The organism is Bradyrhizobium sp. 17, from assembly GCF_023073515.1.
GTDB classification, from domain to species: domain Bacteria; phylum Pseudomonadota; class Alphaproteobacteria; order Rhizobiales; family Xanthobacteraceae; genus Bradyrhizobium; species Bradyrhizobium canariense_D.
Genome location: NZ_JADPJQ010000106.1, coordinates 230,545 through 243,873, shown reverse-complemented (window position 1 = coordinate 243,873; position 13,329 = coordinate 230,545). Strand labels below are relative to the sequence as shown.

At 57.2% G+C, this 13,329-nt stretch carries 15 protein-coding genes and 4 pseudogenes; 14 read left to right on the top strand and 5 right to left on the bottom strand.

Annotated features, from left to right (window positions below; genetic code table 11):
* From IVB13_RS22035 to mmsA, 3 genes and pseudogenes are all read left to right on the top strand, one after another.
* Positions 1–239, top strand: a 239-nt coding sequence (locus IVB13_RS22035; protein WP_247490446.1) for a chorismate-binding protein, incomplete at its 5' end; no start/stop codon positions are given.
* On the top strand, positions 236–841 hold the full coding sequence (locus tag IVB13_RS22030; RefSeq protein WP_247490443.1) for an aminodeoxychorismate/anthranilate synthase component II: 606 nt from the start codon (positions 236–238) through the stop codon (positions 839–841). The genes IVB13_RS22035 and IVB13_RS22030, both read left to right, overlap by 4 nt.
* A 26-nt stretch (positions 842–867) precedes the next feature.
* Positions 868–1,853 (top strand): annotated as a pseudogene (gene mmsA, locus IVB13_RS22025) (CoA-acylating methylmalonate-semialdehyde dehydrogenase); the annotation flags it as partial.
* Positions 1,854–2,093: 240 nt separating this feature from the next.
* Here mmsA and IVB13_RS22020 read toward each other — a convergent pair.
* The 5 genes from IVB13_RS22020 to IVB13_RS22000 all read right to left on the bottom strand — a co-directional run bounded on the left by IVB13_RS22020 (position 2,094) and on the right by IVB13_RS22000 (position 4,745).
* The gene (locus IVB13_RS22020) at positions 2,094–2,684 is read right to left on the bottom strand and encodes a hypothetical protein (RefSeq protein WP_247490441.1); all 591 of its coding nucleotides are present in this window, start codon (positions 2,682–2,684) and stop codon (positions 2,094–2,096) included.
* Between the two features lie 7 nt (positions 2,685–2,691).
* Entirely contained in the window at positions 2,692–2,889 is a 198-nt protein-coding gene (locus tag IVB13_RS22015; protein WP_247490439.1) for a hypothetical protein, read from the bottom strand.
* Positions 2,890–2,964: 75 nt separating this feature from the next.
* A complete protein-coding gene (locus IVB13_RS22010) occupies positions 2,965–3,771 on the bottom strand; it encodes a hypothetical protein (RefSeq protein WP_247490437.1) in 807 nt (268 codons plus the stop codon).
* Between the two features lie 55 nt (positions 3,772–3,826).
* Positions 3,827–4,183 (bottom strand): hypothetical protein, encoded by a 357-nt coding sequence (locus IVB13_RS22005; RefSeq protein WP_247490435.1) that lies wholly within the window; start codon positions 4,181–4,183, stop codon positions 3,827–3,829.
* Positions 4,176–4,745, bottom strand: a complete 570-nt coding sequence (locus IVB13_RS22000) for a sigma-70 family RNA polymerase sigma factor (RefSeq protein ID WP_247490433.1) — start codon at positions 4,743–4,745, stop codon at positions 4,176–4,178. Before IVB13_RS22000 ends, IVB13_RS22005 begins: the two co-directional genes overlap by 8 nt.
* Positions 4,746–4,871: 126 nt before the next feature.
* Between IVB13_RS22000 and IVB13_RS21995 the strand changes: the two genes are divergently transcribed.
* From IVB13_RS21995 to IVB13_RS21945, 11 genes and pseudogenes are all read left to right on the top strand, one after another.
* Entirely contained in the window at positions 4,872–5,570 is a 699-nt protein-coding gene (locus tag IVB13_RS21995) for a multiubiquitin domain-containing protein (RefSeq protein WP_247490431.1), read from the top strand.
* Between the two features lie 7 nt (positions 5,571–5,577).
* On the top strand, positions 5,578–6,975 hold the full coding sequence (locus IVB13_RS21990; protein ID WP_247490429.1) for a ThiF family adenylyltransferase: 1,398 nt from the start codon (positions 5,578–5,580) through the stop codon (positions 6,973–6,975).
* Between the two features lie 788 nt (positions 6,976–7,763).
* Positions 7,764–7,984 (top strand): annotated as a pseudogene (locus IVB13_RS21985) (IS21 family transposase); the annotation flags it as partial.
* Positions 7,985–7,995: 11 nt separating this feature from the next.
* A complete protein-coding gene (locus IVB13_RS21980; RefSeq protein WP_247490427.1) occupies positions 7,996–8,355 on the top strand; it encodes a hypothetical protein in 360 nt (119 codons plus the stop codon).
* A gap of 685 nt (positions 8,356–9,040) precedes the next feature.
* Positions 9,041–9,340: pseudogene (locus IVB13_RS21975) on the top strand (SOS response-associated peptidase); the annotation flags it as partial.
* Positions 9,341–9,413: 73 nt separating this feature from the next.
* Entirely contained in the window at positions 9,414–10,520 is a 1,107-nt protein-coding gene (locus IVB13_RS21970) for a hypothetical protein (RefSeq protein WP_247490425.1), read from the top strand.
* Positions 10,521–10,544: 24 nt separating this feature from the next.
* Entirely contained in the window at positions 10,545–11,114 is a 570-nt protein-coding gene (locus tag IVB13_RS21965) for a thermonuclease family protein (RefSeq protein WP_247490423.1), read from the top strand.
* Positions 11,115–11,154: 40 nt separating this feature from the next.
* Positions 11,155–11,376: a transposase gene (locus IVB13_RS21960; protein WP_247490453.1), complete on the top strand. Its 222-nt coding sequence runs from the start codon at positions 11,155–11,157 to the stop codon at positions 11,374–11,376.
* 235 nt (positions 11,377–11,611) lie between these two features.
* Positions 11,612–12,610: a transposase DNA-binding-containing protein gene (locus tag IVB13_RS21955; protein ID WP_247490421.1), complete on the top strand. Its 999-nt coding sequence runs from the start codon at positions 11,612–11,614 to the stop codon at positions 12,608–12,610.
* Positions 12,507–13,097 (top strand): IS4 family transposase, encoded by a 591-nt coding sequence (locus tag IVB13_RS21950; protein WP_247490419.1) that lies wholly within the window; start codon positions 12,507–12,509, stop codon positions 13,095–13,097. The genes IVB13_RS21955 and IVB13_RS21950 overlap by 104 nt, the downstream gene beginning before the upstream one ends.
* Positions 13,098–13,145: 48 nt before the next feature.
* Positions 13,146–13,329 (top strand): annotated as a pseudogene (locus tag IVB13_RS21945) (hypothetical protein); the annotation flags it as partial.

The following is a 13,329-nucleotide window of genomic DNA, read 5'->3' as shown; positions in this document are numbered from 1 at the left end:
AAATCGAGCGTGTGGCGCGCGAGGTCTATTGCGGGGCGATCGGTTTCATCGGCTTCAACGGGCAGATGGATACGAATATCGCGATCCGTACTGTAACGATCGACGACGATATGGCTGTATTTCATGCAGGTAGCGGTATAACGGCGATGTCGGACCCAGCGGCAGAATACGAGGAGACGCTTGCCAAGGCGCAGCGAATCTTTGACGCATTTCGTGCTGAAACATCCGGTGCGCTTTGATTGTCATCATCGACAACTACGACTCCTTCGTCTTCAACATTGCCCGCTATTTCCAGGAGCTTGGTGAAGCAACGGAAGTATTCCGGAACGACGTGGTCAGCGTCAGCGACCTCATTGACCTTAAGCCGCGCGCACTGGTCATCTCCCCCGGTCCGTGCACTCCAATTGAGGCTGGAGTATCTACGGCCCTCGTCCGTGAACTTTCGGGTCGCGTTCCAATTCTCGGCATCTGCCTGGGACACCAGTGTATTGGGAGCGTATTCGGCGGACGGGTGGCGCGTGCACGTTGCCCTATGCACGGTAGGTCCTCGTATGTAACGCATGACGGCCGAGGGCTATTCCGGGAGCTACCGTCGCCACTTTGCGTTGGCCGCTACCATTCTCTTGTTGTTGAGCTCGATGAGTCATGCGCACCGAATCTTACGGTGAGAGCGCGGTCCGACGAGGGCGAGATCATGGCCCTCGCACATCGCCATCAACCAACTTTTGGTGTGCAGTTCCATCCGGAATCGATACTTACCCAACACGGGCACGTGGTGCTTAAAAACTTCTTGCGACTCGCCGAGACTTACCAGTCGCAGCAGGCAAAGAAAACAAGGTGACGTTGTGGGTTGGAGTTGGGGGCGTTATCCTCAAGCCGTCAGAACGCGATCCCTCGGCCTCGCTCTTGCTTGCGCAGTGGCTAAAGGAGGCCGGGCTGCCCGACGGCGTGTTCAACGTCGTGCATGGCGACAAGGAGGCGGTGGACACCATTCTAACCGATCCGGATATCGTCGCGGTCAGCTTCATCGGCTCGACGCCGATTGCGCGATACATCTATGGGACGGCGACCAGCCACGGCAAGCGCTGCCAGGCGCTGGGCGGCGCCAAGAACCACATGATCGTGATGCCTGACGCCGATATGGACCAGGCGGTCGACGCTCTCATGGGCGCGGCTTATGGCTCCGCCGGCGAGCGCTGCATGGCAATCTCGGTAGCCGTTCCGATCGGAGACACCAGCGCCGACCGTCTGATCGAAAAGCTGGCGCCCAAGGTCCGCGCGCTTAACATTGGTCCCGGTACCGACCCCGAGGCCGAGATGGGCCCGCTGGTGACGAAGCAGCACCTCGACAAAGTCCGAGGCTATATTGAAGCCGGCGTTGACGAAGGCGCGAAGCTGATTGTGGACGGGCGCGATTTCCATCGCCAGGGCTACGAGAAGGGCTACTTCATCGGCGGCAGCCTGTTTGATCGCGCGACCACGGACATGAAGATCTATCGCGAAGAGATCCTCGGACCGGCGCTCGTGGTAGCTCGGGCCAAGTCCTGTGACGATGCGGCCGACATGATCAACCAGCACGAGTTCGGCAATGGCACCGCAATCTTCACCAGGGACGCGATGCGGCGCGTGAGTTCGCGCATCAGATCCAGGTCGGCATGGTGGGCATCAACGTACCGATCCCGGTGCCGATGGCATTCCATTCGTTCGGTGGATGGAAAGCCTCTCTGTTCGGCGACCATCACATGCATGGCCGCGAGGGCGTTCGCTTCTATACCAAGCTGAAAACGATCACGACCCGTTGGCCGACCGGCATCCGGGCCGGCGCCAAGTTCGTGATGCCGACGATGTCCTGATCTTCTCCGAATGGAAGGCCGTGGCAGCTCCACGGCGTACTCAACCTTCAGTTGGCGCGGGCCTGGTGAACTCTGGGACATCGCCGCCAGAGAAGTCATTCGGCCGATCAATCCGTGAATATCGCCCAACACCCAGAGGTCTTTCACCTTCGGTCTCTCAGCCTTCCATCATCAAGCAAGTCAGCGATCATAGGGGGCGAAGTTCGGACCCAATTGACAGGCCCAGATGCTTCTCGCTCTCTATGACCGCCTGAGTTGGCTATCAGGAACGCGAAAGACGCCCTTGATCATGTCCGGGTTGCAAACGCAGATCTGAACGTGAGTTTTCTGGAAGAAGCCCGAGGTCGGATAGATGCGCTCACCCTCGATGAATATACCTCGCACTGTGTCAACGGGAGCTTCTCCGGCGTCCCCTCGAATTCGATGGAGCATCTCGATCACAGCACAATCAAGGTTGCGGCGGAGGCCATCCGAGTGGTTTTGCGGAAGCTCGAACTTGGCCTTCGCTGATATCGATAAGAGCTCGTCGTAGGCGATCTTGAGCTGAGCGATACCTGCAGCCGTAGTCAGATCCAAACATAGCCCTAGATCGATGGCCGCCCCTACAACCGCGGGTTTACGTATCCTTGTTCGACCTCTTTCACTTGATTTTAGTTCTTCAGCAAACTGAATTCCCCGGACCGGATTGGACTCCCAGAAGTAGATCCCGGGGCCTAACCAATCGTACGCGTTAGTGCTCTTTTTGAAGTCTTCGCCTGCCACGAGCCTGTCGGCGACGGAAGCGCCACAGCCGTGGTAACCGAGGACAAATGACGTTGTCAGCGTATGCACGGGTTGCTTACCGATAGCGTTTGGTGAGCTTTCCGGCCTTTGTGTTGATACCCAGATCAATCAACGTCTTCTGGGCGGCACTTTTCGAAACGGTTGCCTTGCCACTGAAAGTCTTGGCAGCCTTCGCGAACGTTTTCACGTCAGCGCTGCTCCCTACCTTCCACTTCTGGACTTGCGTACGCTTCGATATGACCTTTTTGTCCATTTTATCCTCCTTCAGCCCTGCAAACGCTTTCGAAATTCGCGCAAGAATTCGTGCGCGAAATCGTGAGTCGGCTCTTCATCCCGCCGCGCCGCTTCGCGTACCGCTCTCAAGTGCGGGTGGCGTTCGATGCTTCAGTCGGCCCGAATAGACTTCTCCGAGTTCGTACATCTGCATAACCGGAAAGTAATCCTTCCGTCCGAAGCCGGCGACCACGAGCCCCGAATGGGATTCCATCAAAATATCGTCCTTCGAAACGAGCATGATCGCGATCTCTCGCAGCGCGTTCGTCGCGTCGGCCCCAATCGAAGCCGAGAACTGCCCGAGCACCTTTGCGATCAGTCGCTGAATTTCTCCAGAAAGCCTTCCGGCCAACGACCGACCGACGTCGTGGGAGAAGCAGGTCGTATCCTCCTTCGCCTGCCACTCTTCCAGAGACTTCGAGATCACGCCTTTGGCTATCTCCGAGACCTCTGCTTCAGTGATAGCGGAATCGACCGGCAGACGAACAACCTGCTCTTCGATCTTTTCCAGAATGGCCGCGTGAATCCCTTCGTAGAGCGTCTCGACGAGAGCCAAATACGATCGGTGCTGCGAATCCTCCGGAAACAGGTATGCGTTCTGGTCAAGAAACTTGATCAGCGCCTCACCATACTCTTCCAGACGATTGAACTCTTGCGTGCCCAGTTTTTGCCTGAACATCTTTAAGAGGGCTTCCCAGGGAATCCCGAGCAACGAGGAGTTGTTGTAGACCATCACCCCGACCGGGTGATGCTTCGACAACATAAACAGCTTATTCGCCGAGTTGTAGACCTTGTTATCTCGACCGTTGCTGACCGTCGCGGCGCTGTCTGCCGCCAGCGCAACGGCCAGGCTGTTCATCACGACTACTTCCGAAGTCACTGGGTGCTCTCCTCATCAACCTCGAGCTGGAGGCGATCTACTTTTTCTTCGCCGAAGAAAGCATCCCTCGAAGCACTAGCTTGCGCAGTAAAGCCGATACCTCTTGACTACTTAGCTTCTTGCCGGCCCCATAAGCCATCCGCACCTCGCGCGGCATGGACGGTGTATTTCTGGCGAGCAGATCGAGAAGCAACCGTCGATCCTGCGCATTGGAAGGTATGGGCGCGGCAAGCTTCTCTTCGTGTATCGCCAAGCGCGTTTCAATAAGCGTCCGGACCGTCTTTTCAGCTTCCATCGCCTGTTTGCCGGAAAGTAGATCGCTGTCTTTCGCCTCGAGAATTCCGCCCTCAAGCGCCGACAAAACGTTATTCAGCCGGTTAAAGTCGCTAGTCAATTTCTTGCTCCGCTACCATGCTGGAAATCCGTCGTCGAATCCGCTTTTGAGCGCTGGCGTAGCTTTTCGCTGTCATCCCGCGGCCTGATTGAATCTCTTCCGGACCGCTTCCGTCGGCCAATCCCTTTACAACCGCCAATGCCTCATCATCACCCTCGAACAAGTCGAGAATTCGCTCCAGTGTCCTACGTGCCATTACTTGTCGCTCAGGCCCCGGAGAATCGTCGGGCAAGTCACCCTCGCCTTGATCCTCCGAGGTCGCGTGCTGGCCGGCGTCAGGGCTGTTCCTCCGCTCGCGCCACAGGTCTCCCGCGATACTCCTGATCGTGCCACACATGAATGCGATCAATGGCACCGTCCGCGGCCATGCCCGGGATCCGCTCAGAACACGATCGATAGCCTCATGCAGCAGGTCCTCCCAATCCCACCCCGGCAGACCCGCGGCTCGCAAGCGCGCGAAGTGCGCCAGCCTCACTCTATCGGCTTGGCTCATCGCGTGGAGCGCCTCGGCAACCTCCGCGAGAGTGGCCGTATCGTGCGGATCGCGTCTCGTTTTATTCATGCGTCTATGCAGTATGCGGGACATTGGGAGCCTCGCGGACAACGAAATAAAATAAATTTGCCGTCCGGATGCCGGGGTGAGTCCCGCACATAAGGGTGTCGCCCATTAAAGACTTTGGAGCCTCCCATGTCCGCAGACGAAAAGTCGCCGCACTACGAACAAGATACTGATTATAAAAGAGAAAAAGTAGCGACCTACAAGGTCCAGATCGACAAATCGGTGTTTGAGCTGACCGACCCCACGCCGACAGGGCGCGAGCTCCTGAAGGTGGCAGGCAAAGCTCCGGCTGAGCAGTTTGCCATCTACGAAAAACCGCAGGGGGGTGGACAGCCGATTAGAATCGGGCTCGATCACCACGTCGATCTCCGCAAACCAGGCATCGAACGTTTCGTGACACTCCCTCTCGATCAGACCGAAGGTCTCACTGCTCGCCGGCAGTTTTCGCTGCCGGCGGACGATATGGCTTGGCTGGAAAGCCTTGGCCTGAAGTACGAGCTCGTAGCTGAGGCAAGTGCCCTGCGGATTGTCATTTACGATCTACCGATTTCCGGAGGCTACAACCGGGACAAAGTAGATGTGAATGTGAGGATCGAGCCAGGTTATCCTGACACCCAGATAGACATGGCTTACTTCTATCCGGGGCTCCGACGAACAGACGGCCGTGCGATAGCAGCGATCTGTGACGATCCCTTCGACGGCAAGATTTGGCAGCGATGGAGCAGACATCGCACGCCGGCGAATCCGTGGCGGCCGGGTATCGATAACTTAGCCACCCACTTTGCTCTCATCGAGAGCTGGCTCGTCCGGGAAGCGGAAAAGGTTTGAAACCAAGATGCTAGTCAGCCTGACTTTGACCAAATCCCAGCATGGCGAACTGATGCGCCACTTGTTTCCCGAAGACGGGTGCGAGGCAGTAGCAATCGCCCTTTGCGGCCGGCGTGAAGGGGACGAACGACATCGGCTCGTCGTTCAGCAATTAACGTTAGTGCCGTATGACAGTTGCAAGTATAGAGCGCCCGACAGGGTAACTTGGCCGACAGACATCCTGGTGTCTCTCATCCACGAAGCAACCAAACGCCGGCTCGCCATTGTTAAGATTCATGGACACCGTGGTTACGATCGCTTTTCTGATGTAGACGACAGCTCGGACCAGGCTCTCTTCCCATCTGTGCACGCATGGATAGGAGATGGACTCCCACATGCAAGCGCGATCGTCCTCGATGACGGACGCATGTTCGGGCGCGTCGTTGATGAGACAGGCGAATTTTCCGATCTCTCCTCAGTCAATGTGGTTGGGGACGATTTGTCTTTCTGGTATCCGGACAGAACAATCCACAATCTTCCGGCTTACGCTCACCGGATTTCGCAGACGTTCGGAGAGCGCACCTATAATAGTCTGCGCAGACTAAAGATTGCGGTTGTCGGATGTTCGGGTACAGGCAGCCATGTCATCGAGCAACTGGCAAGAAATTGCGTGGGCTCGCTCGCGCTCATCGATCCCGATCACATCGAGGAGAAAAATCTAAATCGGGTGCTGAACAGTTCCATGGAGGATGCTGTTTCGAGGGCGAGCAAGGTATCGGTCGCAAAAGCGGCTGTAGAAAGGATGGGTTTAGGAACGCAGGTCCTGGCTCTCCACGAAAATCTATTCAGCGAGCACGCAGTAAAGGCCGTCGCTGAATGCGACATCATCTTCGGATGCGTGGACACCGTCGACGCACGCCATCTACTGAATAAACTGAGCACATTTTACCTGTTGCCCTACATCGATCTAGGTGTCCGAATAGATGCTGATGGACGCGGTGGTGTGGATCAGGTCTGCGGGAGTGTGCACTACCTTCAACCCGGCGGATCGAGCTTGTTCAGTCGAGGCGTCTACAATATGGAGCAAGTCCGAGCAGCCGGGCTCTACAGAACCGATCCGATAGCTTATCGTTCGCTCCTGAAGGAAGGATATATCAAAGGCGTACGGGAGGATCGTCCTGCAGTCGTGCAGTTGAATGGCTTGATTGCAAGCCTTGCTGTCGGTGAACTGCTGGCGAGGCTGCACCCCTTTAGAGACGAACCCAATGCAACCTTTGCCGTGCACCGCATTAGCCTTAGTCACGGGATTTACGAACACGAAAGCGAGGGAGAGCCGTGTTCGATGCTGTCACGCAATCTTGGCCGCGGAGACGTCGAACCTCTTTTGGATTGGGCCGAACTTAGCTCTGTCGGAGCGGCGGCATGAACCGGCTTTGGCGTCGGATCCGACAATGGCTCGGGCTGAAAGAGTTTTTCACTCCCGCTCACGTAGAAGATCTCCCCGACGACTTGGAGCCGAATAGACTTTACCTAGTCGGAGCGGCTACGGAGCCTTGGTCGGCCGCCTTATTGTGTCCATGCGGTTGCGGCGCCGCTATCCAGGTGAGCCTGATTCGAGATGACGATCCGCGGTGGAAGTTAAGCTTCGACGAGGCTCACGCAGCCACGTTGCATCCATCTATCTGGCGGATTAAAGGGTGCAGAAGCCACTTTTTCGTGCGGAGAAACCAGATCATCTGGACGACTGGCCGTCGCTAACCCTGCACCTCTTTCGCTTCACATTTCCCTTGGTGATCGGCCGGCCTTCCCTGTGACTGCTTGACGACATAATCGAGCAAACGTCGGGGCTGCGGCTCGCTCAATGGTGACGCTGGTTGACGCAAGGCTGCTTCGCAGCGGGGAAGTGAATCGCCGTAGCGTCGCTCTGCTTCCATCTCCTCGCGGCACCCTGGATAGGCGAGTTTCGCGATCTCTTTGACAGGTCAGTCAACAACCGCATTGCGCAACGAACGGAACCGAGGAACGGCGACTGCCGCTCCCCTGAGGCGACGCCTGCGGCGCGACAATCAGGATGGAAGTGGAGCGTCAATCTGGATGAGAAGGGGCCGGCGGGCTTGTAACGCAGGGAGGGCGTAACCCGACCGGAGTTACGAGCCCGCCGGCGGCGCGATCCCGGAAGGGGCCGTGCCGCCCGGTGATCCCGGTCGGCCGGGTATGGAGCTGGTTCTTCTGCGAGGGGGAATCACTTTGTGCCTGGCCGCCATGTAACCGATCACCAGATGAGCCTCTTTATGAAGTTCCGTCAGACTAATCCCACTGCCGCCGCAGCTGCGAAGGCGTCGATCAGTATCGCCACGGCCTATCGCATCGAGAAGGAGCCGAGGCTGCCCTCGCAAAGGAAGGCGCCCCGCGAGCGGAGCCGGCCCGACCCGTTGGGCGATATAAAATGGCCTTGAGCTTTGGTCTACTCCCCAGGGCCTCGCTTTTCAATTCAGATTCCTCGACACCGCGCTTGGACGTGAAGCCAAAGCGGCTGGCGGCAGATCGTGAGTATACCGGAATGTCGGTTGGATTTACGTTCAGGAATGACAACATCGTTGAGATTCAAGGAGAGAAGGTCTCCTTGGTGAAAGACGCGCACTTGCAGGAGATCTCGTTCTGCAAGGCTGGCGCGATCGACAAAGCGTTCGGCAGCTTGGTTCACGCCAATGGTTCACTGAAGGACGAACTCCCCGGCCTGCCATCCGACAGTGCTTACTGGGAACTAATGCGCGCTCTTCAGAATATCGCCGACTCTCAAAAGTAAGAACGAACGCCGCTAATTTTGGTGGCGATCTAGCACGCGCATCATCCCCTCTGCGCTGTGCGGCGGCTCGATCGGTGGCGAAGCCACCGGTCGGGTTGGCTAACCTCCATTCCAGCCATAAGGTTCTTTCGATATGTTTTCTGGCGTTCACATCGCCTGCGGCTCACCGGCCAGCGTGGCGGAGCTAATGGGCAAGTTGCCTTACTAGGTCCAACCGCTTGGTCGCAGACAATGCCCACCCCCGGCACTACCAGCCGAGTAAGCCGGCGGAGCATTTCCCCGGTGGCAATGGTGAGTGCGTGTTCTCCCTCTCTTCGAGCGCAGACATATACTACGCGATCGGCATTGCACCCGATTCCGCAAGCGGCACGCGTCGCTTTCTTCCGGCAAATGCTGCCGTCGATATCTTCGGGGATCGCGCTGGTGGTGAAAAGATTGCGTGGGTTCTGGCGTAAAATCGACCACGGCTTCGCATCACGCTACGTAAGTGTTGGCTTTTTCTGCGACAAAAGGAACTCGCGCACACCCTTTAGGAACGGTTGCATTCGTCGATACGCAAGTAATGCTTGTTTCAACTCACATTGTATTTGCTTGCTTACTGCGTTCTCCAGGTGCATGCCGTTCCGCAGCCTAAAGAACTCGCTTATTTCCGCACCTAGCTTCTTATGAACGAAGCCAATCTCAGGAGCGGCCCTTGACGGCTTTCGCGGGCATCTGGACCGTCTACAAGGGTGATCGTGGCACCAAGTCCAAGCCGATTCCTGGACCGCACAACGTTTATGGGTTTCTATCCACCACCCCTAATGCGACCGTAGAGCCGATACACCCGAAGGCAATGCCGGTGATCCTAACCACGGACGAAGAATGCGATATCTGGATGCGTGCGCCTTGGGACAAAGCGAAAGGTTTACAGCGGCCGCTGGCGGATGACCGATTGATCATTGTCGCGCGGGGCGAGGCGAAAGAAGACGTTGCTGTGACGTGAATGCGGCTAACACTTGACGGCGCTTGAGTTTTTGGAAAGATGGGGTGCCAACCTAGGGCTACGGGGGAGTTCCATGCGTGCTATAATTGCCGCACTAGTTCTATTCGTCACTATTGTGAATCCCGTCCACGCACGCGGTCCCTACGGTAGGATATCCGTAGCCGGTTGGTCGGGTGGCGCTTACACGGACGATAAGACCGGCCAGTTCTCGAACTGCATTGCGAGCGCCAACTACAAGAGTGGCATCGATTTTGGTGTTCTAGTCACCAAGACTTTCAGTTGGATGCTCGCGTTTACACATCCGAGTTGGACTTTATCTCAAGGACAAAAGTTTCCGATCGTTTTGAGTTTCGATGGCCGGAATACGTTCAACGTAGACGCCGTGGCTGTAGCGGGGACGACGGTTTTTGTTCCGATGCCGGACAACTCCGCGCTAGTTAAGGGCTTCCGCGCAGCACGCACAATGTCTGCATTTGCCCAAGGCCACCTTTTTCAGTTTGATCTGAGCGGAACATCGGTCCTCATTCCTGCGCTGGTAACCTGCGTGAGGACTATTAATGCCGGGGGTATCGCAGCCGCCAGCGACTTTACGGCAGCGGTCGCTGCCAACGCCACGCCAAAACTTGTTGCGCCGAACACGTCGCCAACCACGGCGTCCAGCTTGGAGCCAGCACGTCCCCAAGAAGGCTCGGCAGAATTGCAGTTGGAGGCAATGCAGCTAGCCTCAAACTTTATTCTCAAAGCAACGTCGTTGTCTCATCCGAGCTTAGTTAGCAGGTCTGAGACGCCTGTTGCTCTTGCATCGACCGGGGCGGCTTGGAAATCCGACAACGCGACTGGGTTCGTTCGTATTATTCCCCGGCAACCCAATGTGGTTGGACTGGACGTAGCTGCGGCTATCGTTGGGAACGATGCAAAAGACTGCAAAGGAAAGTTTGCTTCCGCGCGTAATAGCGAGCTTATTGATAGTGAAGTCGTTTTCCGGGGCATGTCCTCTTGCGAAGACTCTGAAAAGTCGGCGATAGCTGAGTACTTCATCCTTCCGCGCAAAGCGGGAGGGTTCATCATGTTTTCGGTGATATCGCCCACGAAGACGATCGGCCAACAGATTCAAGGTCAACAGCGTGACGAACTGAATGCTGGTTTCCGCAAAGCGGCCTACACTTCAGTAACTCAATGAATCGGTTTTCGAGCCGCCTCGACCATGAAGCCGGCGCAGATTTGCGTGCTATTCTTGTTGTTCGTTGGTTGCCCGCCGCTCGCAAGGGCTGGTGAAGTCACAGGGCGCGCGAGCATTATCGACGGAGACACTATCGAAATTCACGGCACTCGCGTTCGGCTATGGGGCATTGACGCGCCTGAGCACGATCAGCTTTGCCGTGGCGAAGATAGCCTTCAGTATCGGTGCGGGGCAAGGGCGGCAAACGAATTAGATCAGTTCATCGATTCCCGCCCTGTCACTTGCTTGCCAATCGATATCGATCGATACCGCCGAACAGTCGCGTCATGCTCCGTTGGCGGCGTCGACCTTGCCAGGTGGCTTGTCTCTCACGGTCATGCGTTAGACTGGCCTCGTTATTCGAAAGGCAAATACGCGAACGAACAGCGACAAGCCGAACAGACCGAACGGGGCATATGGTCTGGTAGCTTTTCCAAGCCGTGGCAGTATCGGGCGTGTGTTCGGGCGGGCGCAAGTATTGCGGATTGTTCGGAGGAGGACGTGATCAAGCGTAAGCGTCGTTCTGCTCCCACCTTCTCGCGGCGCATTGGATAGGTGAGTTTCACGATCTCTTTGAAGGGATCGGCTTGTGTCTATGCTTGACCATACGCTTAAGTCGGACGCGGCGGCGCGCCGGCTGGAAGTGATCACGGAGACGGGACGCCGTCGTTGGTTCTCCAAGGACGACAAGGCGCGGATCGTCGAGGAGACGCTGGTACCAGGCGCCGTCGTTTCCGATGTTGCCCGGCGACACGGGCTCACAACAAGTGTTCACCTGCCGCCGGCAAGCACGCCGGTTGCCGACGTCGATGGCTGACGATCCGCCGTTTGTGCCGGCGGTGCTAGAGGCCATGGTACCGGCCGCGGCTGTTGGCCATGAGCGCAAGACAGCGCGACGCAAGGCCAAGCCGGATGGTAACCGTCCGGTGAGGCTTTCAATTACCCACAAGTGCTTGATTCATTTGCGGGAGGCTCGATCGAAGAATCTTGAATCGGATGAATCGCTTGTGATTCATTGTTGAGCACCTGAATCGCGACGGCGAGGTGCCTTCATGTGTTCGAGCGGTGCGATATCTCGTCGTTCGACGGGCCCGGATGGTTACCAGGATAATCGTGATGAAAGCGCCGTCGCACACTGGACTGAGCGCGAGATCGACAAGACGGCTTTCAAGGACGCCCGTCTTGGTCAACGATTTGGCGAGCTGTTAAGGCAAATTGGTGATGGCATGGGCGGGAGCATACCGTTCGCGTGCCAAGACTGGGCGAACAAGAAGGCAGCCTACCGCTTCTTCGCCAACGAGCGCGTGGAGGAAGCCGATATTCCTAGCGGCCACTTCGCCGCCACGCGCACCCGTTACGATGATTGTACAGGCCCGATTCTCCTTATCCAGGACACCACGGAATTCTCCTACCAACGCGCGAACACGAGCGCGATCGGCATAACCAAGAGCGTCAATAGCGGCCGGGACAAAGGTGGCCGTTGGCGCCATCACACGGTCTGCGGAATGCTGATGCATTCCAGCCTCGCGGTGACCGTCGAGGGCCTCCCCCTGGGATTGGCGGCGGTGAAGTTCTGGACACGGAAAAAATTCAAGGGCACGGCCCAACTCAAGAAGAAGGTCAACCCAACCCGCGTTCCCATCGAGAAGAAGGAGAGCGTTCGATGGCTCGACAATCTCAGGCAATCGATCGAACGGCTCGGACAGCCGGAGCGTTGCATTCATATCGGCGACCGCGAAAGCGATATCTACGAATTGTATTGCCTGACGCAAGAGCTTGGCGCTCAGTTCCTTGTCCGCGCCTGCGTCGATCGGCTGGCAGGCGATGGCGGCCATACGATTGCGACCGAGATGGAAGAGACCAGCGTCAAGGGCGTGCATTACATCGACGTGCGGGACGACAAGGGCGAGATGACGAAAGCCGCGCTGGAGATCAAGTTCAGGCGGATTGCGGTCTTGCCTCCGATCGGAAAGCAAAACCGCTACCGCCCTCGACCTGACGGTAATCCACGCCAGCGAGCGCGGTGCGCCAAAGGGCCGGAAACCCATTGAGTGGAAGCTAATCACGGACCTACCCGTCCGGGGACGCTCCGAGGCAATCGAGAAGATTAACTGGTACGCCATGCGGTGGAAAATCGAGGTGTTCCACAAGATCCTGAAATCGGGCTGCAGGGCGGAAGACTCGAAACTGCGGACCGCGGAGCGCCTCGCTAATCTGATGGCGGTCTTCTGCATTCTCAGCTGGCGCGTGCTCTGGCTCACCATGCTCAATCGCACGGCCCCAGACGCGTCACCGAAGATGGCCTTGACGGACACCGAGATCGCATTGCTCGATGAACTCATCAGCGACGTCGGCAATCGACGATGTCGCCCTGGAACCCTCGCATTCTACTTGACCAAACTTGCACGATTGGGTGGCTACCTGGCCAGGGCCGCCGATCCGCCACCCGGAAATGTTGTCATCTGGCGCGGACTCTCCAGACTCACCGATATCGAACTCGGCGCCGAAATCGGAGCGGCTGGAAATGTGGGTAATTGAAAGCCGGTGAGGCAAGGGCCTTGGACGCTCGTGCATTGCTGGAGCCATTTGCGCCGACGCTTCGTCAAATTGGCCCGCAATAGCAAATCGCCGATCGCCGAGGCCGCCATTCGGCACATCGCACAGCTTTACGCCATCGAAGCCCCGCGGTGCATCGCCGGACATCCGGCTCGCCGCACGAAAGAAGCATTCGTTGGCTCTCGTCGCCGCTTTGAAAATGTGGTTCGAGAAG